We start from the raw sequence: 21,652 nt of genomic DNA, 5'->3' as shown, positions 1-21,652 counted from the left end.
CTTTTGCCTGACAGGTTGCGTTCAGCTTCAGTCAGCGCAATAAGGCCTGTTAACTTTGGTCTGTAGGACGAGTGGATAAGTTCTGTAGGAAGGGTGTCCGGTCGGATGAACGCTGTGGGAGCGAGCCTGCTCGCTCCCACATAAGCCCTCTGGCGGGCTTTAGATCGCTTCCAGCTTGGCGTAACCGAGCATCAGCCACTTGCTGCCTTCACCGAAGTTCACTTGCACCCGCGCCTGAGCACCGGCGCCTTCGAAATTCAGGATCACGCCATCACCAAACACCGAATGCCGTACCGCTTGGCCGAGGCTGAACCCGGTGTCCGGAATCTCGCTGCCGCCAAACAGGCTGCTGGAACTTTGCTGCTGACCACCACCGAAAGGACGGCTGACGCTGTTGGACAGCCGCACTTCCTGGATCAGGCCTTTCGGCACTTCACGTACGAAACGCGACACCTTGTTGTAGGTCTCGCTGCCGTACAGGCGTCGGGTTTCAGCATAGGTCATCACCAGGTTCTGCATGGCCCGGGTGATGCCGACGTAGGCCAGACGGCGCTCTTCTTCAAGACGCCCCGGCTCTTCAAGGCTCATCTTGTGCGGGAACAGGCCTTCTTCCATGCCCACCAGGAATACGTAAGGGAATTCCAGGCCCTTGGCGCTGTGCAAGGTCATTAACTGAATGCTGTCTTCGTGCTCGTCGGCCTGAGTATCCCCGGCCTCCAGCGACGCATGACCGAGGAACGCCGCCAATGGCGTCAGATCTTCGTCTTCTTCAGCATTTTCGAAGTTGCGTGCGGCGCTGACCAGTTCCTCAAGGTTTTCTACCCGTGCCTGGCCTTTTTCGCCTTTTTCCGCTTCGTGATAGGCAATCAGCCCCGATTGCTCGATGACGGTCTGGGTCATCAGGTGCAGCGGCATGTCCATGCACTTGGCGGCGAGGTTCTCGATCAGCTCGATAAACGCCCCGAGCGCGCCGGCCGCGCGACCGGTCAGGCCCTTGTTGGCCACCAGCAGGCGCATGGCTTCCCACATCGACACATCGCTGTGACGGGCATGGTCGCGAATCGCTTCGACGGTTTTCTCACCGATACCACGGGCCGGAACGTTGATCACCCGCTCCAGCGCTGCATCGTTGCCACGACCTTCGAGCAAACGCAGGTAAGCCATGGCGTTCTTGATTTCTGCCCGCTCGAAGAAGCGCTGACCGCCATAGATGCGGTACGGAATGCGCTCGCGTAGCAAGGCTTCTTCCAAAACGCGGGATTGGGCGTTGGAGCGGTACAAAATCGCAATATCGCTGCGGGCCAAGCCGGTTTTGAGCGCACTTTCGATGGTTTCCACCACGTAGCGTGCTTCATCGTGTTCGTTGAACGCAGCGTACAGGTTGATCGCTTCGCCTTCACCGCCATCGGTCCACAGCTCTTTGCCCATACGTCCGGTGTTGTTGGCGATCAGGGCGTTGGCGGCCTTGAGGATGCCGGCGGTGGAGCGGTAGTTCTGCTCCAGACGAATGGTTTCGGCGTCCGGGAAGTCGTCGGAGTACTGATAAATGTTCTCGATTTTCGCGCCACGCCAGCCGTAAATCGACTGGTCGTCGTCGCCGACCACCATCAAGCTGTCGCCGCCCTTGGCCAGCAAACGCAACCAGGCGTACTGCACGGCGTTGGTGTCTTGGAACTCGTCCACCAGAATGTGCCGGAAGCGCTTTTGATAGTGCGCCAGCAGACCCGGATGATCGCGCCACAAATCAAGGGCGCGCAGCAGCAGTTCGGAGAAGTCGATGACGCCGGCGCGCAGGCACGCGGCCTCGTAGGCTTCGTAAATGCTGCGCATGGTCGCCAGGAACAGATCACCGCTGGCTTGAATGTGCTGCGGGCGCAGACCTTCGTCTTTCTGCCCGTTGATGAACCACTGGGCCTGACGGGCCGGCCAGCGTTGTTCATCCAGACCCAGCTCGCGGATCACCCGCTTGACCAGCCGTTGCTGGTCGTCGCTGTCGAGAATCTGGAAAGTCTGGCTCAGGCCGGCTTCCTGCCAATGCGCCCGCAACAAGCGGTGCGCCAGGCCGTGGAAGGTACCGACCCACATGCCGGCCGGGTTGATACCCATCAACTGCTCGATGCGATGACGCATCTCGGCAGCGGCCTTATTGGTGAAGGTCACCGACAGGATCGAGTGGGGCGAGGCGTTTTCGACCTGGATCAACCAGGCGATACGGTGCACCAGCACTCGGGTTTTACCGGAACCAGCACCGGCCAGGACCAACTGACGACCCACGGAGGCAGCTACGGCCTGGCGTTGGGCATCGTTGAGGGAGTTCAGCAGAAGGGAGAGATCATCGCGCATCGGGGCATTCTAGGGTGCGCCGTCACACCGGGCAAACCGAGCTTTGCATTAGCCGATGAAAGAAGCACGGATGACGACCGGTCGGTCACTGGCTGCACGCGTTGGCGGGGCTCGCTCCAAGCCTTTTCAGCGGCTAAGGAGGGGGGCAGTTTTTGTCGATTTTATGATCTCGGGCAGTTTGGTCCGGGCATTTGCTTGTGTATGCTCCGTCGACGTTTCGGGCTCATGCTCATCATTATAAGAACAAGAACATTGCCTATGACCCTCAGCACCGACCTGTCGGGCCCCGTCGTGGAGCCCCGGGTTATCCGCAAACAGTACGCCATGGAAATGGCGGTCGAACGCACGCGTCTGCTTTATCAGGGCTCGTTGCTGCCCACGTTGTTCATGTTGATCAATGGTCTGGTCTGCGCAGGCTTGCTTTGGAGTCCGCAGCGCTACTTCCTGGTCAGCGTCTGGCTGGTGTGGCTGTTGTCGCTGGTGGCATTGCGGGTGATTCAAGTCGCAGCCTTTGATTCGGCGATACCCAACCGCCAAGCCCATCCGATCTGGCGCCGCATGTTTTTGCTGGGCTCGGCCATGACCGGCCTGACCCTGGCCGGCGCCGGCATTGCCTTGGTACCCGCTGACAATTTCATGCAGCAAGCCTGGGTGTTCGGCCTGATCGGCGCAGCGGCGCTTTCGGCCAGCGTTGCCTACGCGGTCAACCTGCCGGCGTTTCTGTCCTTTACCTTGCCCTGTTTGTTGCCGGCCATCGGCTATCTGTTCTGGGGCGGCGATGAACAAGGTGAGGGATGGGGTTGGTTCGGGTTGATTTTACTGGGCGCGCTAAGTGTGGTCGCCTGGCAGGTCAATCGGCTCATCGATAGCGGGCTGTTGCGGCGCTTCCAGAATCAGGCACTGATCGAGCACTTGCAGCAGGCCCAACGTTGCAGTGACCAGCTCAATCACAAGCTGGCCAAGGAAATCGACCAGCGCCGTCGCGCGGAAGACGAACTGCGGCAAATTCAGATCGAGCTGGAAAGCCGCGTCGCCCAACGTAGCCTGGAGCTGGACGCCGCCAACCAGGCCCTGAGCAAGAGTGAAGCGCGTCTGGCGCTGGCGTTGAAGGCCAGTGAGTTGGGCTTGTGGGACTGGAACCTGCAAACCGACGAAGTCCATCACACCCACCTTCAGGAACTGTTCGGCCTGGAACCGGAACTCGTAACGGCGATGCTCCGCCACCTCAAGCCGCGCTTGCACCCCGATGACTTGCCGTCGCTCAAGCGCGCGCTGGTCGAGCATTTGAAGGGCCGCAGCGAGGACTACCAAATCGAGTACCGCGTGCGCCACGGCGATGGCCATTGGGTCTGGATCGAGGACCGTGGCCGGGCCGTTGAGCGCGGGGAAAATGGCCGAGTGATCCGCATGGTCGGCACCCGTCGCGACATCAGCGTCAGCAAAGGCTTGGAAGAGCAGCGGCAATTGGCCGCGACGGTGTTCGAGGCCGCCAGCGAAGGTATCGTGATTTTCGATCCGAATTACGCGCTGATCGCGGTCAATCAGGCCTTCAGCCGAGTCACCGGCTACGACATTGAAGACATGATCGGACGCAACGCGGTCGAGTTGCCGTGCAGTCGCGACGCCCGCCGGCACTACGCGGCGATTCATCAGGCACTGGAGCAGCACGGCAGTTGGCAGGGCGAGCTGGTAGAAACCCGCAAGAATGGCGAGGTGTATCCGCAATGGTTGCAACTCAATGCTGTGCGCGATGCTCGGGGAAATGTGAGCCATATCGTGGGCTTCTTCGCCGATCTATCGGCTCGCCGCGAATCCGAAGAGCGCATGCGTTACCTGACTCAATACGATGAATTGACGGGGCTGGCTAATCGTTCACTGTTCCGCGAACGGCTAAGCGAGGCCCATCAGCGGGTGCGCCAGGGCGGCCACCGCAATCTGGCGTTGCTGCACATCAATCTGGATCGTTTCAAGCTGCTCAACGACAGCCTTGGCCATGAAATCGCCGACCAGCTCTTGCAGAAAATGGCCCGACGGCTGGTCAATGCGTTGCCTGAGGCGGACACCATCGCTCGCTTATCCGGCGATGAATTTGCCGTGTTGTTCAATGCCTACGGCAACCTGTCGAGTCTGGTGCGGATGGCGACCCGACTGTCGACCAAGCTGCGTTTGCCGATTACTGTCGATGGCCATGAGTTGGTGGTCAGCGCGTCCATGGGCATCAGTATGTTGCCGGACAACGCGCGAGAAATTTCCGCGCTGGTCAGTCAGTCGAATATGGCCATGCAGCACGCCAAGCACCTGGGCGGAAGTAACTTCCAGTTCTACACCGACAGCCTGCAAGCCAGTACGTTGGAGCGCTTGCAGCTGGAAAATCAGCTGCGTAAAGCCATCGAAGAGAAGCAGTTGATGGTGTTTTACCAACCGAAACTGTGCCTCGCCACGGGCCGGCTGAATGCCGCCGAGGCGCTGGTGCGCTGGGATCACCCGACCATGGGGCGGGTGCCGCCAGGGGACTTCATCGGTCTGGCCGAGGAAACGGGGTTGATCGGCCCGATCGGCGAGTTCGTGTTGCGTCAGGCTTGCTGGCAAGCCTGTGAGTGGCAGCGCCAGGGGCTTGCGCCGATTCGGGTGTCGGTCAATCTGTCGGTGTATCAACTGCGTCAGGGCAAGCTGGTCAGCCTTGTCCGCCAAGTGCTGGAAGAAACCGGCCTGGCGCCGCACAACCTTGAGCTGGAACTCACCGAAAGTCAGTTGCTGGACAGCGTCGAGCACATCATCGCGACCTTCCAGCAATTGCGGGATTTGGGGGTCAAGTTGGCGATAGATGACTTTGGCACCGGGTATTCGTCCCTGAGCTACCTCAAGCGCATCCCGGTGGATTACGTGAAGATCGATCAGGCGTTTATCCGCGGTCTGGGGGAGGGCAGCGAGGACGCGGCGATCACCCGGGCGATCATTGCCATGGCGCACGGCTTGTCGTTGAAAGTAGTGGCTGAAGGGGTGGAGCGGCAGGAGCAGCTTGAGTTTTTGAAAACCGAGCACTGCGATGAAGTGCAGGGGTATTTGATCAGCCGGCCGGTCGAGGCCGATGACCTGGCCGAGCTGTTGCGTGCGGACGCGAAACCCTTGTAGGGGCTACATGGAGCGCATGTGGCGTGAAATGGGGACATCGAGTTACGCATTGAGCAGGCAAAAAGCCGATTCTTGTAGTATAACTACAAGCGCGCTACATCCCCGGCACCTGCCAATAACAAAGAGTCCAGCCCTTTGAATCTGCTGCAACACATCGCCCAGTCACGCCACCTCTTACGCAAGTCGGAGCTCAAGGTCGCCGACCACGTGCTGCTTGATCCTGCGGCGGTGATGCACAGCTCCATGGCCGACCTGGCCCACAACGTGGGCATCAGCGAACCGACCATCGTGCGCTTTTGCCGCGCCATCGGTTGTTCCGGTTTCCAGGATTTGAAGCTGAAGCTGGCGCAGAGTCTTGCTGCCGGCGCGAGCTTCGGGCAGTTCGCGATCCATGAAGATGATTCGGTCGCTGACTACAGCTTGAAAATCTTCGACACCACGCTGCACACCCTGATGGAGGTTCGCGAGAAGCTCGATCCGGTGGAGTTACAGCGGGCTGTGTCGCTCATGTCGCAGGCCCAACGGGTCGAGTTTTATGGCTTTGGTGCTTCGGGTGCAGTGGCGGCCGATGCTCAGCACAAGTTCTTCCGTTTGTTGCTGACGGCGGCGGCGTATTCCGACCCGCACATGCAGGCGATGTCGGCGGTCACATTGAAACCGACCGACGTGGCGATCTGTATTTCCCAGTCCGGGCGTTCCAAAGACCTGTTGATCACCGCCAATCTGGTGCGCGAAAGCGGCGCTTCGCTGATCACCTTGTGCCCGAGCCAGACGCCGCTGGCTGAGCTTTCGACCGTCAACCTGGCGATCGATGTGCACGAAGACACCGAGATCTATACGCCGCTGACCTCGCGGATCGCTCACCTGGTGGTGATCGACGTATTGGCCATGGGCGTGGCCATGGCGCGCGGGCCGAGCCTGGTCAATCACCTCAAGAGCGTCAAGCGCAGCCTTCGCAGCTTGCGGCTGTCGCCCAAGTCAGTAAAAGCCCTCGACGATTGATTCAAGACGACACGGACCCTGTGGCGAGGGGATAAATCCCCTCGCCACAGAGCAACATTCACATCACTGTAACCCGCCCGCCGCCAAACCGTCATCCCCAATGCCCATCCTGTAACTCCCGTAATCGCCTTGGGAGACTCGAAATGGCCCAGCCCTACGAAGAACGCAACAGCGCCGTCAGAACCCGTCGTCAGCAGGAAGACCAGCGCCGCATGGAATTTCGCCGCGCTATCGAAGATCGCTGCGAACGCCGCCAGCTTCTGGCCGAGATCGGCGATTTTCCTGGCGAGCTGGAGCTCAACTACTGGCAGGCCGCATCGGCAACTTCCCGTCGAAGCGCTCAACCAGCGCGCTGATCTGCACCCGCTCGCTGCGAATAAACGCAAGGAACGCGTGCGCCACCGGTGACAGCCGTTTCGCCTTGGCCTGCACCAGGCACCAGCTGCGGTACAGCGGCAGCTCTTCGATCGGCAGCTCTATGAGTGCGCCGGTCGCCAACTCAAGGTTCAGGGCGTGGCGCGTCAATAGTGCCAAGCCCAGACCCGCCAGTACGCATTCACGCTGGGCTTCGGCCGACGCCACTTCCTGAGTCTGAGTGAAGTGCACGCGCTTCTCCTTGAAATACTCCTCGCAAGCCAGCCGCGTACCGGAGCCCGGTTCGCGCAGTAGCAGGGTGTAGGGCTCAAGATCCTGCAAGCGCAGCGGCCCCATATGGGACAGCGGGTGATCCGGCGGCGCCACGGCGACAATTGGATTGTTGAGAAACGGCAGAAACTCCAGCCCCATGTCTTGCGGCACCATCGACATGATCACCAAATCATCGCGGTTGTCCGACAGGCGTCGAATCACTTGGCCGCGGTTGACCACTGTCAGGTGCAGGTTCACTTCAGGATGCTGGCGTTTGAACGCGGCAAACAGATGCGGCACGAAATACTTGGCGCTGGATTCGACCGCCAGTTTCAGCTGACCTTGCAGCGATCCCTGCATGTCTGAAAGCTGCATGTCGAGGTTTTCCAGGCGTCCGAAAATATCCCGGCTGGCGCGCTGAAGGGCTTCGGCTGCCTCGGTCATGTAAAGCTTTTTGCCGACGTAATCGAACAACGGTTGACCAATCAGCTCCTCAAGTTGACGAATCTGTAGGCTCACGGCAGGTTGTGTGAGAGACATTTCTTCAGCTGCGCGGCTGTAGGACCTCAAATCACAGACTTCATTGAAAATCTGTAATTGACGCAATGTCATACGCATCAATGACTTACGCATTTTTTTGCGCTCTCGCTGCAGACTAATGCGTCAACTATAAGTCTTTACTTATGGCTGACCCAATTATTATTCATTTTTGTTAATCCCTTGTGAGGGCTAGTGTGGGGCTGCGACTGAATCGAAACATTTGGTCACGCGTCGACCTGGTCTAACAGGTTGTGGGTACCACCGGCTCAAGGGAACCTCCAAGTGATAAAAAAAATCCTGATCGCCAACCGTGGTGAGATTGCCGTACGAATCGTGCGTGCCTGCGCCGAGATGGGCATTCGCTCGGTCGCGATCTATTCTGACGCCGACCGCCATGCCTTGCATGTGAAGCGTGCGGATGAGGCCCACAGCATCGGTGCCGAGCCACTGGCTGGTTACCTGAACGCGCGTAAACTGGTGAATCTGGCGGTGGAAACCGGTTGTGATGCTTTGCATCCCGGCTACGGTTTCCTTTCGGAAAACGCCGAGCTGGCAGACATCTGCGCTGAACGTGGTATCAAATTCATTGGTCCATCGGCTGAAGTGATTCGCCGCATGGGCGACAAGACCGAAGCGCGCCGCAGCATGATCAAGGCAGGCGTGCCAGTGACCCCGGGGACCGAAGGCAACGTCGCGGACATCGCTGAAGCCTTGATTGAAGGCGACCGCATCGGTTATCCGGTCATGCTCAAGGCCACCTCCGGTGGTGGCGGCCGGGGTATCCGGCGCTGCGACAGCCGAGAAGAACTCGAACAGGCTTTCCCTCGCGTGATCTCCGAAGCCACCAAGGCCTTCGGTTCCGCGGAAGTGTTCCTGGAAAAATGCATCGTCAATCCGAAACACATCGAAGCGCAGATCCTCGGTGACAGCTTTGGGAACGTGGTGCACCTGTTCGAGCGTGACTGCTCGATACAGCGCCGTAACCAGAAGCTCATCGAAATCGCTCCGAGCCCGCAACTGACCCCGGAACAGCGCGCCTACATCGGCGACCTGTCGGTGCGTGCGGCCAAGGCCGTGGGTTACGAGAACGCCGGCACCGTGGAGTTCCTGCTCGCCGAGGGCGAGGTGTACTTCATGGAGATGAACACCCGGGTGCAGGTGGAACACACCATCACCGAAGAAATCACCGGCATCGATATCGTTCGCGAGCAGATCCGCATCGCGTCCGGCCTGCCGCTTTCGGTAAAACAGGAAGACATCCAGCACCGCGGTTTCGCGCTGCAATTCCGGATCAACGCCGAAGACCCGAAAAACAACTTCCTGCCGAGCTTTGGCAAGATCACCCGTTATTACGCACCCGGCGGCCCTGGCGTGCGCACCGACACGGCGATCTACACCGGCTACACCATTCCGCCGTACTACGACTCCATGTGTCTGAAACTGGTGGTATGGGCGTTGACCTGGGAAGAGGCGATGGACCGTGGCTTGCGCGCACTGGACGACATGCGTCTGCAGGGAGTCAAGACCACCGCCGCGTACTACCAGGAAATCCTGCGTAACCCGGAATTCCGTAGCGGCCAGTTCAACACCAGCTTCGTTGAAAGCCACCCTGAACTGACCAACTACTCGATCAAGCGCAAACCCGAAGAGCTGGCCCTGGCCATCGCCGCCGCCATCGCCGCCCACGCAGGCCTGTGAGGAATAGAATAATGAGCAAGAAAATCCACGTAACCGACACAATCCTGCGCGACGCCCACCAATCGCTGCTCGCGACCCGCATGCGCACCGAAGACATGCTGCCGATCTGCGACAAGCTCGACAAAGTCGGCTACTGGTCGCTGGAATGCTGGGGCGGCGCGACCTTCGACGCCTGCGTACGCTTCCTGAAAGAAGACCCGTGGGAGCGCCTGCGCCAACTGCGCGCGGCATTGCCTAACACGCGTCTGCAAATGCTCCTGCGTGGCCAGAACCTGCTGGGCTATCGCCACTACAGCGATGACGTGGTCAGAGCTTTCGTCGCCAAGGCTGCGGTCAACGGCATCGATGTGTTCCGCATCTTCGACGCCATGAACGACGTACGTAACCTGCGAGTCGCCATCGAAGCGGTGAAAGCTGCTGGCAAACACGCCCAGGGCACCATCGCTTACACCACCAGCCCGGTGCACACCATTGAGGCGTTCGTGGCGCAAGCCAGGCAAATGGAAGCCATGGGTTGCGACTCGGTGGCCATCAAGGACATGGCTGGCCTGCTGACGCCGTACGCCACCGGTGAACTGGTCAAAGCGTTGAAATCCGAGCAGTCGCTGCCCGTGTTCATTCACTCGCACGATACCGCTGGCATGGCAACGATGTGCCAACTGAAGGCCATCGAGAACGGCGCCGATCACATCGACACCGCGATCTCCAGCTTCGCCTCGGGCACCAGCCATCCGGGCACCGAATCGATGGTCGCCGCTCTTAAAGGCAGCGAGTACGACACCGGCCTGAACCTGGAACTGCTGCAAGAGATTGGCTTGTACTTCTACGCTGTGCGCAAGAAGTACCACCAGTTCGAAAGCGAATTCACCGCCGTCGACACCCGCGTTCAAGTCAATCAGGTGCCGGGCGGGATGATTTCCAACCTGGCCAACCAGTTGAAAGAGCAGGGCGCTCTGAACCGCATGGCCGAAGTGCTGGCCGAAATCCCGCGCGTTCGTGAAGACCTCGGCTTCCCTCCGCTGGTGACCCCGACTTCGCAGATCGTCGGCACCCAGGCGTTCTTCAACGTGCTGGCCGGCGAGCGCTACAAGACCATCACCAACGAAGTGAAGCTTTACCTGCAGGGCGGCTACGGCAAGGCGCCAGGCACCGTGAACGAAAAACTGCGTCGCCAGGCCATCGGCAGCGAAGAAGTGATCGACGTGCGTCCAGCCGACCTGCTCAAGCCGGAAATGACCAAACTGCGTGCCGAAATTGGCACGGTGGCCAAGTCTGAAGAAGACGTGCTGACCTACGCCATGTTCCCGGACATCGGTCGCAAGTTCCTCGAAGAACGCGCCGCCGGCACCCTGGCTCCAGAAGTGCTGCTGCCGATTCCTGAAGCCGGCGGCGTGACCTCGGCGGGTGGCGAAGGCGTGCCGACCGAGTTCGTCATCGACGTCCACGGCGAAACCTACCGCGTCGACATCACAGGTGTCGGCGTCAAGGCTGAAGGCAAGCGTCACTTCTACCTGTCTATCGACGGCATGCCGGAAGAAGTGGTGTTCGAACCGCTCAACGAATTCGTCAGCGGCGGCAGCAGCAAGCGCAAGCAAGCCACTGCACCGGGCCACGTCAGCACCGCCATGCCGGGCAACATCGTCGACGTGCTGGTCAAGGAAGGCGACACCGTGAAAGCCGGTCAGGCCGTGCTGATCACCGAAGCGATGAAGATGGAAACCGAAGTCCAATCGGCCATCGCCGGCAAAGTCACCGCCATCCACGTGGCCAAGGGCGACCGAGTGAACCCGGGCGAAATCCTGATCGAGATCGAAGGCTGAGTTAACAGCCTCGATATACCGCTTTTAACCTCGGGGGAGCATGTGCTCCCCTTTTTTTCGCCTGGGATTTGTCGGGGGGTTAGAAGCTCATTCGCCATTGGCCGATTACGCCATGATTGCGGCTGTCGGTGCCAATTTCGCCGTTAAGGCCAACGCCCAACGTGTGTTTCGCTGACAAGCCAAGGTCCAGGCCTGCATCGACCAGCAAGCTGTCACGATCCAGCGGCGCACCGGAAACGGTGTAATTTTTCCCACCCGTTACCAGTCGTTGGCGCGTATCGCTGTAGACATCACCGTAAGTATGTTTCCAGCCGGCACTGAATCGCGGCGTCAGTTGCATGCCGTTGTCCAGGGTATTGAACATCGCCAGTCGCAGGCCGAGTGTGCTGTTGACGTTGCGCCGGGTTTGGCCGTGGACCTTCAACGTTGCGGCGCCTCCTTTTTCGGTGTAGCCGTCGCGCTGATAGCGTTGATAGCCAAGGCTGGCGAACGGTTCGATGCTGCCGTCGGCACGGCCCAGGTTGTAACCCACTTGCGCGAAGGCTTGCTGGGTGTTGGCGTCGAAACGGCCTTCCGGGTGGTCGCTGAAACCGTTGAACGCTACCCGGCGTTTGGTGTTGCCGTCGTGATTGCTGTAGGTCGCCCCGAGTCGCAGGGACAGGGGGCCGTTCTGGCGCAGGGCATAGGCGCCCAGGTGCCAGCTGTCGAGATTGGCATCCAGACCCCGACTGTCCAGGCGCGTTTCGGATTTACCGCCCAGCACGCCGATGCGCCATGCCTGATCCCCGCCCCAATCCGCGCCCAGCACCAGGCCTTGGGTCGAATGTTTCAGGGCGTCGTTATCGCGATCCAGTGTCCCTCCGTGGCCTAGCGCCTGCAGCCAGACCCTGCCGCTGGCTTCACTGCCGGCGGCGAGACGTGGGGCATTGCCGGGTCTTTTGTCGCCGCCGGCGCTGTCCAGCTGACCCATGGCCGAGAGCATGGTCGCGCTGATGGGGCTGTCGCTGTTGAGGGTTGCTTTCGCGAGGTTGGCGTGGTTGCTGGCAGCCAATTGCTCGATGGCGCGCGATGCCGTTTGTTTGTCGGCCGTCAGCAGGGCGGCGACAGCGGCGTTGTTGGGTATGCGAAGCTTCGGAACCGTGTGCGCGGCATTGGCCATTGTTGTGCGAGTTGAAATGGGCGTACCCGCGACGGTGGAGGGTGGCGTCACTGTCGGGGGTATTTCTGCAATCGTTATTGACGTAGCGGACGGGTCAGTATCGACCGCTGAATGCAGGGTTTCGGTGTGGGTAAAAGTATTGTCAGCAGGCGCATGTGCCTGGGGTAAATCGTTCGGATCGATGATGCTTTTGCCTAATTCCTTTCCGCTGCTGGAGTTCGCAGCGCTTTCGAACGGCGTGGCATTCCGAGTAAAGATCAGATCGACATGCTCTTTCTGGTGATCGAATTTGGGCGTTAGAAAAGCCAGGTTGCTGACGATTTTTCCAAATTCTCCTTCGACCCGCTTGGCGACAAGAATGCGCTGGTCGCTGAGCGTCGCGTAGTCGCTTGCTGTGGTGACGATCTTGAGCGTGGCACCTCCCAGGCTCGCGGTACCACCGACGGTTATCGTCCCGCTGTTACGGTCGGGATCAACCTCGTAGGTTAATTCGGCCGTGTTGGAAAGGGTCAAGTCACCCTTGACCGTCGGGGCGCCGTGCATTTTATCGACGGCTAGCTTTCCTCTGACCTGCAGCGCACCGACGGTACCGTTGCCGGTAAAAAAGCCTTTTTCATCAATAGAGACGTTACCCAGGACGATCCCCGAGTTATTCAGGGTGCCGCCGGATTGCACCGTCACTCCGGCGCCAATTGTGCCAGTGTTGACGAGCGTTCCCTGGGTGAACGCCTCGCCGTTGATCAGTCCATCGTTTATGAGCGTTGCTTTGGGACGCACCCATACGCCGGTGTCGAAATTGCCGGGACCGTTCGAGGTCCACGTGCTGCGTTTGATCTCCAAACCGTTGAAGCGACGACTACCGTCTAACTTGCCACCACTGGCGGTATCCAGTTGCAGAAAATTGGTACCTGCGCCTCCGTCGATGAACCCGGCGATGCTTCCACGCCCGGACACGATGACCAGGTCGTTTTCGTCACCGAATGTCCGATCAATTCCTTCCGCTGCCTTGGTGATCGGTGCTTTTCGGGTGTCGGGGTTATTCATGAATGCTTCAAGCGCATCGACGGGCGGATCCGCCGTTTCGACCACCAACGCATCAGCCTGCGTCGAAATCTCCTGGGCGAACGAAAAGTCAATACAGCCTAGGGCAAGCGCAATCGCCAAGGCGAGGTGGTGGGGTCGGCACTGATGTTGAGCGATCATAGAGTTCAGCCTCGTTTGAAGTGAGGCCAAACTCTAAAAGTTGATCCGGGTTGAAGATGCCGGGCGTTTCCGGGCGCTTTGACAGGCTTGGAGACGTCGTCTGTAGCCGAAAAATGGGCGGGTTTCGGCAGGGGCCGGATTCACCCGGCCATCAGACGTCTTTCCTTACAGCGATCCCGGACGCGTCCGTTGGCGAAAACTCAGAAACTCATCTGCCACTGCCCAATCAGCCCATGGTTGCGGCTGTTGCTCCCAATCTCCCCGCTGTAACCGACCACCACCGAATGCCGCGCCGAAATGCCCAGATCCAGCCCGGCTTCCAGCACCAGGCTGTCTCGATCCAGCGAACTGCCATCAACACTGAATGCGGTTCCCCCGACTACGAAGGCCTGACGCGTCGAGCTGCTGACGTCGCTACGTGTGCTTCCAGCCTGCGGTCAGGCGTGGCGTCAGGCTCATGCCGTTGTCCAGAGTATTCAGGTGCGCCAGACGCAGGCCGAAGGTGTTGTGAAGTTTTAATCGGTCCATGATTCGGGATATGCATTTTAATGCAGTCCATGGGGCCCCTGCGGGTTGCTAAATGCACTATATTGCATTCACAGCGTTAAAAATCTTTCAGATATGCATTTAAATGCAGGTGATCGGCATGTTCAATCTGACCTTACAAATCTTTGCGACCGGGAAATGGCACGACGCCATGGTCTTAGATTTCGACGACCCTGGGAAAGGTTTCGAAAGCCGATGCAACTTTGGTTACTTGACGCCCTATCTCGTCGAAAACATCGAGTGCATTGGCAGTCCCTTCGCCAAGGCAGTCAGTGCCAGGTTTCCCTTGGAATGGGACGGCCAGCGATCCAACGCGCCGGCATTTGTGCATGACATTGCACCTGCCGGTGCCGCCAGGAAATTCTTGCTGGCGCACGTAGGTCGGGACAAACCTGCAGAGATCAGTGCTGACCTTTACCTGCTGGCCCGAAGCACGCCAGCGCCAATTGGCAACATGCGGATAAAAGAATCTGTCGAGGCCCTGGACCCGAGTGAGCTGATGGGGTTTGAACGCCAGGAGGTCGTCAGTCGCGATAATCGATTTCTCGAGTACGCCTATGAACAGGGTGCTGCGATTGGCGGCGCAACCGGCGCCGGTGGCGAGGCACCCAAGTTGTTGTTGGCCGAAGACAAGACCGGACTTTTGTACCCCGATGCGGTACTCGAAGACTCAGACGTCGTTCAGCATTGGTTCGTGAAATTCGCTCGCAATAAAGGAACCAGGACCGATCAGGACATCCTCAGGAGCGAGTACCACTACTACAAAGCGCTGCAAAAACTGAGTATCGAAACGGTGGCCGAACAGGGCCTGGCTTTGGAAGAGGCGACCAAACCCAGCCTGTGGATGCAGCGATTTGATCGGCAAGTGACCCCTCAGGGTGTCGAGCGATTCGCCGTGGAGTCGATCTACTCCTTGGCGAACGTCACGATTCCCGGAGGCGCCATGAACCATATGGAGGTTATCCGGCTGCTGGCGGGACTTTGGCGTGATGCGGGCCAGGCGGACCAAATCCCGGATCTGGTTGCTGACTATCTGCGGCGGGACTTGATCAATAAAATCCTAGGCAACTCGGATAACCATGGCCGCAACACCGCAATTATCCGCGACGCAGCCTCGTTTCGTCTTGCGCCGATTTATGACCTGGCGCCGATGGTGATGGACGACGAAGGCGTGACACGCACCACCAAGTGGCCAAAAGAGCTGGAGAGAGCGGGCGACGTGGATTGGCGTGGTGTCTGTCAGGCATTGGCCGACATTACCGATCCCAAGGACCCATTGGCCGCGTTGAGCGGGGCGCCGGACTTTTTTGAACGCTTGCGCGAGGATGCCAAACACCTCGCGGCTCTCCCCGACATTCTGACGGCCAGCGGTTTGCCCGCCGCAACAATGAATCACCCACGAATAGCCTTGAACAATCTGGAACAGCGTTTGAAAGAGTGGGACCTGAAATGACCATGACCGTTGCCGAGCGAACTGTACTCATCGAAAGCATTCAAGAAGGGCTTGCCCAGGGAACAACTGAAATAGGTGAAGCCGTGCGCCGCTTGCGAGTGGAAGTCACCGGCCTGCACCAGATCCAATTTGCAAGGATGTGCAAAATATCGGTGCGCACGCTGGTGCATATCGAGCATGGAGAGGGCAATCAGACACTGAGATCGCTGAATGCAGTGTTCAGACCGTTCGGACTGAAGATGGGCGTGGTGCGGATTCGGCGCGACTTGAACTGATACTGTACCAACCGCTATGGGAGCTGGCTTGCTCGCGATGACGGCAGTGCAGTCAATTACGCCCCAGATACGCCTTCCCGTAATGCCGCTCCATCCGCGCCTGAATCAGCTCCAAACCAATCGACATCACCCAATAAATCACCGCCGCCGTCGTCAGCATCTCGATGTAGCGATAGCTCGAACGTCCATATGATTGCGCCAAAAATATAACCTCCCAAACCCCCATCACCGAGATCAGCGACGAGTCTTTGAGCATCGAGATGAACTGGTTGGTGGTCGGCTGGAGGATGGTGCGCATAGCTTGGGGCAGGGTGGCCCGCCAGAAGATCACGGTTTCACGCATGCCTAGGGCCAGGGACGCTTCGCGTTGGCCGTGGGGGACGCCAAGGATGCCGGCGCGGCAGCGAGGAGGTCACGATTGAACACAGGCACAGAAACAGCGTCAGCACCGCGCCTTGCAAGAAACCGTTGGGCGCGAGTTGCAGGCCTATCAGGTTCGGCAGTTTGTCGAGGATGATCGAGAACTTGCGGTGCTTGCCCAAAGATTAGCGTGAAGCCATTCGCGGGCAAGCCATGCTCCTACAGGTTAGGTGGCGTTCACACATCGTGTTGACGGAAAGGCTCAGGGCGCGAAGGCGTCAGTCCAGGCGCCGAAGATTTACCCGCGGCACTCGGCCAGGGTTTTCACCTGCCCCGAATCCGTCTGGTTCTCATCGGACTGCCAGCGCTCAAACCCCGCCCCAATCGCCGGCCATTCCGAATCCAGAATCGAATACCACGCCGTATCCCGGTTCTGCCCCTTCACCACCATGTGCTGGCGAAACACGCCTTCAAAACTGAACCCCAGTCGTTCGGCTGCGTACTTGGAGCGGGCGTTGCCGTTGTTGCACTTCCACTCCAGACGCCGGTAACCCAAGGCAAACGACTCTTTGGCAAGCAGATAAACCGCTTCGGTGCTTTTCGGCGAGCGCTGCATCGGCGCACCGAACGTGACATGGCCGATCTCGATCCGACCTTGTGAAGGGACAATCGACATCAAACTGAGGATGCCCTGCACATCGCCGCTGGCACGGTCGATCACGCTGAAGAAATACGGGTCGCTATTGGCCGCATGATTGTTCAGCCAATCGTTGAACGCGCTGCGCTCCGGGAAAGGACCGTAAGGCAAAAAGTCCCAGAGTTTCGGGTCGGAACCCGGGCCTTGCAGGGCCTTCCACAAACCGTCGCCATGACGCGCCGGGTCAAGTTTCTCCAAGCGGATGAAGCGCCCTTCGAGGGTTTGAACCGACGGTGCCGGAACGCTTTGCCAGTCGCCGAGTGAAGTCGACATGCTGTTCTCCTTGATCCTTAAAGGGTTTTGCGAAACTGGATGAAACCGGGGCGTTCGGCGATGCGCTCATAGAGCTGAATCGCAGTGGCGTTGGTTTCGTGGGTCAGCCAGTGGACCTTGCAGCAACCGTCCTCTTTGGCGGTGGCGTAGACGAATTCGATCAGCTGTCGGCCGACGCCGGTGCCGCGAGTTTCCGGCACTACCAGCAAATCTTGCAGGTAGCAGGAGTTTTCGATGCTCCAGTTCGAACGATGGTAGATGAAGTGCACCATGCCCAGCGCTTTGCCGTCGGCCCAGGCCAGCGCGGCATGGGTCGGCTCGCTCGGGTCGAGCATGCGCTGCCAGGTGCTTTGGGTGACGGCCTCAGGCAATTCGGTGTTGTAGAAGCGCAGGTACGCTTGCCACAAAGGCAACCAGGCGGCGTGGTCGTCGGCGGTGACCTGGCGGATGTCGATCTGACTCATGGTCGTTCCTTAACGCATCAAGTGGGCGAGGGCCTGGTCGTGCACATCAGGGCTGGCGGCAAGCCCCTCGCGCACACCGGCGATGTCTGCAGCGTTGCGGTTCTGGCTAAGCTTGCGCTTGCCTTCCAGACGCTGGATCGGCAAGGCAAAACCGACGATGGCCTTGAGCATCCCATCAATGTAGTCGGCGGGGGCATCGGCGACTTTCCATGGACTGGCGCGACCCGCTTCATGACGATCAGTCAGGGCGCTGACCAGAGTGCGCAGGCGGTCGGCGTCGGTGAACACTTCGGCCGTGCCATACGCGTGCACGGCGACGTAGTTCCAGGTCGGCACCACTTTGCCGTGCTCGGCTTTGCTCGGGTAAAACCCTGGGCTGACGTAAGCGTCGGCACCGGCAAAAATCACCAGGGCTTCGGCGCCGTTCTGCAATGCCTTCCATTGCGGATTGGCCTTGGCGAAGTGTCCGTAAAGAGTGCCATTCGGGCCCTGGTCTGAACTCAACAGCACTGGCAAATGGCTGGCTTGCAGACCTTCTTCCCCGTGTGTGACCAACACAGCGAGGCGAGTGCCAAGTATCTGTTGGTGCAGTTCATGCAAATCATCTATGGCAAAGCTGCTTGGGTTGTACATGGAGATTTTCCTTGGCGAATGCTTGCATCCTAGGCAGGCTATTGGTCTGTTGTAAGAGCCATTAACGACCAATTTCATAGGTCCATTACCATGACCAGCGAGCCACTGTCCTTGTCATTCAACCCCGCGGGTATCGAGCTCGATCGCCGCCAGGGTTTGAGTCGTCAGCTCTATCAAGCGCTACGAGTACGAGTGCTCGACGGAAGACTGGCCAGCGGTACGCGATTACCCGCCAGTCGCGATCTGGCGGCGGCGTTGTCAATTTCCCGAAACAGCGTGGTCCGTGCCTACGATCAGCTCTACGCCGAGGGCTTTATTGACGGGCGTGTTGGTGATGGAACTTATGTCGCACAGTTACCGCAAACCGCGCTCCCGGCAAAAAAACTATCCACAAAAGTATCCACAGGGTTGTCAACAGGGTTACCCACAGCCTTATCCACAAATTGGCTGGATTTACCTGTGGTTTCATCCAGCAAAGTTATCCACAGCGGAGCGCTGGGGCGCGTTGAAAAGAACCATTTAGCCTTGCCTCCGAGTGGCCCACCCCGCGCATTTCGGGTGGGTGTTCCGGCTTTTGATCTGTTCCCGTTCGACGTCTGGGCCAAGCTGAATGCGGCTTTCTGGCGTAAACCGGATCTCCAGCAGTTGTGTTACGGCGATCCGGCGGGCGATGAGCGTCTGCGCGGACTGATTGCCGCGTACTTGCGCAGTTCCCGGGGGATGCAATGCACGGCTGAGCAAATAGTGATCACCAGTGGTGCACAGCAGGGGATTAGCCTTTGTGCACAGCTGCTGGTCGAGCCGGGCGATGGGGTGGCCATTGAAAATCCGGGATACCGCGCGGCCGGTCATGCGTTCGCCGTGGCCGGTGCGCGATTGCACGGGGTGGCGGTGGACAGCGAGGGTATCGACTGCACCGAATTGAACGGGCTTAACGATTGCCGATTGGCGTATGTCACACCGTCGCATCAATACCCGACCGGGGTGGTGATGAGTCTGGCGCGACGCCTGGAGTTGCTGGCCTGGGCCGAACGCACCCAGGGCTGGATCGTCGAGGATGATTACGATGGCGAATACCGCTACAGCGGCGCTCCGCTGGCGCCGTTGGCTGCGCTGGATCGTCAGGGGCGGGTGCTGTATGTCGGAACGTTTGGCAAGATTGCATTTCCAGCGCTAAGACTGGGTTACCTGGTCCTGCCGCCGGCGCTTGTGAGCGCTTTCTCTCAGCGGCGCGCGGTCGATGTCCGACATTCCGAAGTCAGCACCCAAGCGGTCATGGCGGAGTTCATGGCCGCGGGGCATTTTCAGCGACATATCCGACGCATGCGCCGTGCCGCGTTGAGTCGACGCAATTGTCTGTTGGCCCGTTGGCCAATAAACATCGAGGGCGTTGGCGATCTGCCCAATGTGGTGGCCGGATTGCACTTGACAGTCCCGGTGAGCAGCGTGGCGCGCGAACGCGAATTGATTGAACAAGCCGAAAGCGTGGGCGTTGAGGTCAATGGTTTGAGTAGTTACTGGTTGCCCGATTCGCAGACACCGCTGGATCAGCGAGCCGGGCTGGTGCTGGGTTTCGCCGCTGTACCAGAATCGGCTATCGAAGCGGCTCTGGAGCGGTTGCAAACAGTTTGGGACGATTGACGCGTAATTGCATCTCACTTGACCGCCTAATTGCATCGCCACTAACCAGTCGTTTGCATCCGACTAGACCAGTCATTTGCATTCGCGCTGATTAGTTGTTTGCAGTTGATGGTGTCAGCGGGTGCCACTCAGGGGGAGTGCGTCAGCCAACCACTGAAGGACTGCAATCGACCCATTGCGGACGTTCATACTGACTAAATCAGGTGGATTGGGCGCAATGATCTGAGTTTGATTGCGCATAGCATTCATTAACCAGGAGAAATGGAATGTCCAACATTGACGTGTATTTGCCAGCAGTAGATGGATCGGCGTATTGGCCGGTAGCGAAAGGAGACTCCTGCAAGGAGGCTGTACATGTCCTCTTCACAGACGACTTCGCCGCGCCACCTCACCGGTTAGTCATCAAAGTCACAACGGAAACGGGGAAGGTGGTTGATGTGAGCATTCCGTACGATGACAACGGGAAGGCCGCAGTTCGAATCGACGGCGAGTCGGTGTGAATCTCCACTAGTTTCCTAGGCGCGTCCAACTGAGCCGGTGATCTCGTAGTTGAGGCCACCGGCCTGACCTCCGAGGCAGGGAAGTTAGAGCGCCAGGCCAGTGAGTCGGCAGCGGGTATTAGGGCGGAAGGTCATTGATTGTCGGCGCGGATTGAAAACTGACCGCCCCTGCCGATTGCAATTTGATCTAGGGCGGGTTGCTGATTTCGAATCCGATGACCCGTGTCCTCCTACTCGAAAGCTAATGGGCGCAAATTGAATACCTGGGACAGTTTTCAGGCGACAGGACAGCCGTTACCAGATCAAATTTCGGTCAGCGGCAACAGCTTGGCTATAGCATCATCACCTACTGATGACTAATCGCCATTATGCGCAAGAAGTTGCGCACTTATTCCGCAAAAAACCTATCGTAAACCTCTGAGCGTCAAGCCCGCTGGGGCCTCCAGCCGAGTGCGCAAGAAGTTGCGCACTACTGCGCAACTTCTTGCGCACTTTGTGGGGTGTTTTCCCTTAAAACTCACTCAAGCGACTGAAAAACCTCGGCCATCCCCCCGGTTTTGTTAACCCTCAACATTCCTGGCACGGACCTTGATAACAGTCAGGCACCCACCGGGCGATACCGCCTCCCGGGCACCCTCACTTTTAGCAAGGAGCACATCCATGGCTACACCAGCGTATATGTCCGTCACTGGCGAAAAACAAGGTCTGATCACTGCCGGCGCCTTCACCGCCGACTCGGTTGGCAACACCTACCAGGAAGGTCACGAAGACCAGGTCATGGTTCAGGCGTTCAGCCACGACGTGATCATCCCGCGTGACCCGCAGTCCGGCCAACCGACCGGTCAGCGCGTACACAAGCCAGTCGTGATCACCAAGGTCTACGACAAGGCTTCGCCACTGCTGCAGGCGGCTCTGACCTCCGGCGAGCGCATGAGCGAAATCGTTATCCAGTGGTACCGCACTTCGGCTCAAGGCACCCAAGAGCACTACTACACCACCAAACTGGAAGACGCGATCATCGTCGCCATCAACAACAAAATGCACAACTGCCAGGATCCGTCGAACTCGCACTTCACGCACCTGGAAGAAGTGCAATTCACCTACCGCAAAATCACCTGGACCCACGAAGTATCCGGTACTTCGGGTTCCGATGACTGGCGTCAGCCGGTCGCTTAATCGCGGCTGACCGCTTCACGCATCGGCCAGCTCTGCTGGTCGATGTTGTTTACGCCTTTCCAGAATTTTGCGTCTGCTGATCCTTTGATCGGGTATTGGTTTACGCCGCA

16 protein-coding genes and 2 pseudogenes are annotated in these 21,652 nt (G+C 58.8%); 10 read left to right on the top strand and 8 right to left on the bottom strand.

Features of this window, described 5'->3' with window-relative positions:
• Window positions 1-159: 159 nt before the first annotated feature.
• Window positions 160-2,343, bottom strand: a complete 2,184-nt coding sequence (gene uvrD, locus ACYZTU_RS00925; RefSeq protein WP_461967363.1) for a DNA helicase II — start codon at window positions 2,341-2,343, stop codon at window positions 160-162.
• A 258-nt stretch (window positions 2,344-2,601) separates the two neighbouring features.
• On the opposite strand from uvrD, the gene ACYZTU_RS00920 reads away from it, so the two are divergent.
• The 3 genes from ACYZTU_RS00920 (at window position 2,602) to ACYZTU_RS00910 (ending at window position 6,833) form a co-directional block, all read left to right on the top strand.
• Window positions 2,602-5,475: an EAL domain-containing protein gene (locus tag ACYZTU_RS00920; RefSeq protein WP_461967361.1), complete on the top strand. Its 2,874-nt coding sequence runs from the start codon at window positions 2,602-2,604 to the stop codon at window positions 5,473-5,475.
• Window positions 5,476-5,610: 135 nt separating this feature from the next.
• Window positions 5,611-6,477, top strand: a complete 867-nt coding sequence (hexR, locus tag ACYZTU_RS00915; protein WP_008156648.1) for a transcriptional regulator HexR — start codon at window positions 5,611-5,613, stop codon at window positions 6,475-6,477.
• Between the two features lie 143 nt (window positions 6,478-6,620).
• On the top strand, window positions 6,621-6,833 hold the full coding sequence (locus ACYZTU_RS00910; protein WP_461967359.1) for a PA3496 family putative envelope integrity protein: 213 nt from the start codon (window positions 6,621-6,623) through the stop codon (window positions 6,831-6,833).
• On the opposite strand, the gene ACYZTU_RS00905 is transcribed toward ACYZTU_RS00910, so the two are convergent.
• Window positions 6,775-7,737, bottom strand: coding sequence for a LysR family transcriptional regulator (locus ACYZTU_RS00905; RefSeq protein WP_461967357.1), 963 nt, complete (start codon window positions 7,735-7,737; stop codon window positions 6,775-6,777). The genes ACYZTU_RS00910 and ACYZTU_RS00905 overlap by 59 nt on opposite strands.
• 189 nt (window positions 7,738-7,926) lie before the next feature.
• On the opposite strand from ACYZTU_RS00905, the gene ACYZTU_RS00900 reads away from it, so the two are divergent.
• Together ACYZTU_RS00900 and oadA are read left to right on the top strand one after the other, a co-directional pair.
• A complete protein-coding gene (locus ACYZTU_RS00900) occupies window positions 7,927-9,342 on the top strand; it encodes an acetyl-CoA carboxylase biotin carboxylase subunit (RefSeq protein ID WP_282376359.1) in 1,416 nt (471 codons plus the stop codon).
• An 11-nt stretch (window positions 9,343-9,353) separates the two neighbouring features.
• On the top strand, window positions 9,354-11,162 hold the full coding sequence (gene oadA / locus ACYZTU_RS00895) for a sodium-extruding oxaloacetate decarboxylase subunit alpha (RefSeq protein ID WP_461967356.1): 1,809 nt from the start codon (window positions 9,354-9,356) through the stop codon (window positions 11,160-11,162).
• A gap of 79 nt (window positions 11,163-11,241) precedes the next feature.
• Here oadA and ACYZTU_RS00890 read toward each other — a convergent pair whose 3' ends face one another.
• The gene (locus tag ACYZTU_RS00890) at window positions 11,242-13,524 is read right to left on the bottom strand and encodes an autotransporter outer membrane beta-barrel domain-containing protein (RefSeq protein ID WP_461967354.1); all 2,283 of its coding nucleotides are present in this window, start codon (window positions 13,522-13,524) and stop codon (window positions 11,242-11,244) included.
• 200 nt (window positions 13,525-13,724) lie between these two features.
• Window positions 13,725-14,031, bottom strand: a pseudogene (locus tag ACYZTU_RS00885) (autotransporter outer membrane beta-barrel domain-containing protein); the annotation flags it as partial.
• A 139-nt stretch (window positions 14,032-14,170) separates the two neighbouring features.
• Between ACYZTU_RS00885 and ACYZTU_RS00880 the strand changes: the two are divergent.
• Entirely contained in the window at window positions 14,171-15,523 is a 1,353-nt protein-coding gene (locus tag ACYZTU_RS00880) for a HipA domain-containing protein (protein ID WP_461967352.1), read from the top strand.
• Window positions 15,520-15,798: a helix-turn-helix domain-containing protein gene (locus ACYZTU_RS00875; protein WP_461967350.1), complete on the top strand. Its 279-nt coding sequence runs from the start codon at window positions 15,520-15,522 to the stop codon at window positions 15,796-15,798. The genes ACYZTU_RS00880 and ACYZTU_RS00875 overlap by 4 nt, the downstream gene beginning before the upstream one ends.
• Before the next feature lie 52 nt (window positions 15,799-15,850).
• Here ACYZTU_RS00875 and ACYZTU_RS00870 read toward each other — a convergent pair.
• The 4 genes and pseudogenes from ACYZTU_RS00870 to ACYZTU_RS00855 all read right to left on the bottom strand — a co-directional run.
• Window positions 15,851-16,325: pseudogene (locus ACYZTU_RS00870) on the bottom strand (ABC transporter permease subunit); the annotation flags it as partial.
• A gap of 131 nt (window positions 16,326-16,456) precedes the next feature.
• Complete coding sequence (locus tag ACYZTU_RS00865) at window positions 16,457-17,128, bottom strand: GNAT family N-acetyltransferase (protein WP_461967348.1); 672 nt, start codon at window positions 17,126-17,128, stop codon at window positions 16,457-16,459.
• Window positions 17,129-17,145: 17 nt separating this feature from the next.
• Window positions 17,146-17,592 carry a GNAT family N-acetyltransferase gene (locus ACYZTU_RS00860; protein ID WP_461967346.1) on the bottom strand — a complete coding sequence of 149 codons (447 nt, stop codon included), beginning with the start codon at window positions 17,590-17,592 and terminating at the stop codon, window positions 17,146-17,148.
• 9 nt (window positions 17,593-17,601) lie between these two features.
• Complete coding sequence (locus tag ACYZTU_RS00855; RefSeq protein WP_461967344.1) at window positions 17,602-18,225, bottom strand: FMN-binding negative transcriptional regulator; 624 nt, start codon at window positions 18,223-18,225, stop codon at window positions 17,602-17,604.
• A 90-nt stretch (window positions 18,226-18,315) separates the two neighbouring features.
• On the opposite strand from ACYZTU_RS00855, the gene pdxR reads away from it, so the two are divergent.
• The 3 genes from pdxR (at window position 18,316) to ACYZTU_RS00840 (ending at window position 21,542) form a co-directional block, all read left to right on the top strand.
• A complete protein-coding gene (gene pdxR / locus ACYZTU_RS00850) occupies window positions 18,316-19,866 on the top strand; it encodes a MocR-like pyridoxine biosynthesis transcription factor PdxR (protein WP_461967342.1) in 1,551 nt (516 codons plus the stop codon).
• A 266-nt stretch (window positions 19,867-20,132) separates the two neighbouring features.
• Entirely contained in the window at window positions 20,133-20,366 is a 234-nt protein-coding gene (locus tag ACYZTU_RS00845; RefSeq protein ID WP_461967340.1) for a hypothetical protein, read from the top strand.
• Between the two features lie 660 nt (window positions 20,367-21,026).
• On the top strand, window positions 21,027-21,542 hold the full coding sequence (locus tag ACYZTU_RS00840) for an Hcp family type VI secretion system effector (protein ID WP_054051032.1): 516 nt from the start codon (window positions 21,027-21,029) through the stop codon (window positions 21,540-21,542).
• Window positions 21,543-21,652: the final 110 nt, after the last annotated feature.

Source organism: Pseudomonas sp. HLT2-19-2 (genome assembly GCF_054898005.1).
The sequence above is the reverse complement of the archived record's forward strand: the minus strand, read 5'-3'. Positions and strand labels throughout refer to the sequence as shown.

Bases quoted from the DNA above. Each gene is read 5' to 3' on its own strand.
- uvrD (WP_461967363.1), bottom strand. From the start codon at position 2,343: ATGCGCGATGATCTCTCCCTTCTGCTGAACTCCCTCAACGATGCCCAA.
- ACYZTU_RS00920 (WP_461967361.1), top strand. From the start codon at position 2,602: ATGACCCTCAGCACCGACCTGTCGGGCCCCGTCGTGGAGCCCCGGGTT.
- ACYZTU_RS00910 (WP_461967359.1), top strand. From the start codon at position 6,621: ATGGCCCAGCCCTACGAAGAACGCAACAGCGCCGTCAGAACCCGTCGT.
- ACYZTU_RS00905 (WP_461967357.1), bottom strand. From the start codon at position 7,737: ATGCGTAAGTCATTGATGCGTATGACATTGCGTCAATTACAGATTTTC.
- oadA (WP_461967356.1), top strand. From the start codon at position 9,354: ATGAGCAAGAAAATCCACGTAACCGACACAATCCTGCGCGACGCCCAC.
- ACYZTU_RS00890 (WP_461967354.1), bottom strand. From the start codon at position 13,524: ATGATCGCTCAACATCAGTGCCGACCCCACCACCTCGCCTTGGCGATT.
- ACYZTU_RS00880 (WP_461967352.1), top strand. From the start codon at position 14,171: ATGTTCAATCTGACCTTACAAATCTTTGCGACCGGGAAATGGCACGAC.
- ACYZTU_RS00875 (WP_461967350.1), top strand. From the start codon at position 15,520: ATGACCATGACCGTTGCCGAGCGAACTGTACTCATCGAAAGCATTCAA.
- ACYZTU_RS00865 (WP_461967348.1), bottom strand. From the start codon at position 17,128: ATGTCGACTTCACTCGGCGACTGGCAAAGCGTTCCGGCACCGTCGGTT.
- ACYZTU_RS00860 (WP_461967346.1), bottom strand. From the start codon at position 17,592: ATGAGTCAGATCGACATCCGCCAGGTCACCGCCGACGACCACGCCGCC.
- ACYZTU_RS00855 (WP_461967344.1), bottom strand. From the start codon at position 18,225: ATGTACAACCCAAGCAGCTTTGCCATAGATGATTTGCATGAACTGCAC.
- pdxR (WP_461967342.1), top strand. From the start codon at position 18,316: ATGACCAGCGAGCCACTGTCCTTGTCATTCAACCCCGCGGGTATCGAG.
- ACYZTU_RS00845 (WP_461967340.1), top strand. From the start codon at position 20,133: ATGTCCAACATTGACGTGTATTTGCCAGCAGTAGATGGATCGGCGTAT.
- ACYZTU_RS00840 (WP_054051032.1), top strand. From the start codon at position 21,027: ATGGCTACACCAGCGTATATGTCCGTCACTGGCGAAAAACAAGGTCTG.